At 51.0% G+C, this 1,519-nt stretch carries 2 protein-coding genes; both read left to right on the top strand.

Annotation, left to right across the window (positions count from 1 at the left end):
• A partial coding sequence (locus P0Y67_RS22600; protein ID WP_446728874.1) for a transketolase-like TK C-terminal-containing protein occupies positions 1–147 on the top strand: 147 nt, incomplete at its 5' end.
• Between the two features lie 242 nt (positions 148–389).
• Positions 390–1,376, top strand: coding sequence for a sugar-binding transcriptional regulator (locus P0Y67_RS22595; RefSeq protein WP_120512759.1), 987 nt, complete (start codon positions 390–392; stop codon positions 1,374–1,376).
• Positions 1,377–1,519: the final 143 nt, after the last annotated feature.

Raw genomic sequence — 1,519 nt, 5'->3', positions numbered from 1 at the left:
GCTGACTTCTGGTACAAGTACGTGGGCTTTGACGGCCGCATCATCGGCATGACCAGCTTCGGTGAATCGGCACCGGCTGGCGAGCTGTTCAAGCTGTTCGGCTTCACCACTGAAAACGTGGTCAGCACCGCGAAAGAGCTGCTGTAAACCGAACCGAAATAATCATCACCACCATGACGGCGGTTCCATGATTCAAAGGTCTGGCATTCATGTCAGACCTTTTTTATCACCTCGGTCATCACCTTTTCTGTCCCCTCAAACCCAGCGAGAAGAAGACCGGCAAATCAATGCGGCAATGAAAACGCTGAACAAAGTGCATGACGGCTAACATTTGTTAAGCGCTTTTGAATCCATTACACTGACGCCACATCTGTGTATGGAACACCGCTATGACCACTTCACCGCCTACCGCTTCGTTTGACCATCAGCTGGAAGATACAGACCTGTTGACTGAAATTGCCATTTTGTATTACCAGCAAAGTGCCACGCAGGAAGAAATCTCGAAAAAATTCGGTATCAGCCGCCCTAAAGTCAGCCGTCTGCTCAGAAAAGCGCGGGAAGAAGGGATCGTGGAAATTACCGTCAAGTTCCACCCGATCCACAGCGCCCAGCTTGAGCAGCGTTTGATGGACAGGTTCAACCTGAAACGAGCCTTGATTGCACTGGATCAACCCAGTGCACAAGAGCAGCGAATGCAAGTCTCTACCCTGGTATCGGCCTATCTGGACGGTTATCTGAGAGACGATGTCGTTGTCGCGGTCGGTCAGGGACAGAATGTTGCGGCTGTCGCTGATCATCCCGGTATTGTTTCCCATCGCAATGCGCGATTTGTTTGTGCCATCGGCGGAACCCACCGCAGCGGCGATACCATTAATGCGGATCATATCTGCCGCCGTCTGGCAAAAAAATTTGGTGGTACCAGCGAAACCTTATATGCACCAGCCTATGTCGACAGTGAAGTCACCCAGCAGGTGTTTATCACCCATCCCAATGTCAGCGAAACCCTCAATCAGGCCCGAAAAGCGGAGTTTGCCTTAGTCGGTATCGGCGATATGGACGAAAACAGTCATATGGTGAAGTTGGGATGTTTTACGGCAAAAGAGTTTGTCGAAGCCAGACTCAATGATGGCATTGTCGGCGATATTGGTGGCTTTGACTTCTTCCGTCTGGATGGACAGCAAGCAGGAACACTGATGCGGGGCCGGGTTGTCGGGCTGGAGATGTCTGATTTGCGCCGTATCCCGAACGTGATTGCTATGGCCAGTGAAAGCCGAAAGGCACTGGCAATTTTGGGCGCGTTAAGAACTGGCGTAATTGATGTGCTGGCGACCAGCGCAAGTTGTGCGATGGCATTACTGAACATGTCAGATTCATAAGCACACAAGGCAGCAACAACGACAGACGGTTTCAACCCGTCATTGCTTATATTCTCAACGGGTGAACAAAATTACACAAATCTTCTTTTTGTTCACTCCAGCGATGGCGCACTGCTTCTGCAGACCCAGCGAAATCGACACCG

Origin of the sequence: Photobacterium sp. SP02, from assembly GCF_038519165.1 — a bacterium.
Lineage (GTDB): Bacteria > Pseudomonadota > Gammaproteobacteria > Enterobacterales > Vibrionaceae > Photobacterium > Photobacterium halotolerans.
This window is presented reverse-complemented; position numbering and strand designations above follow the sequence as displayed.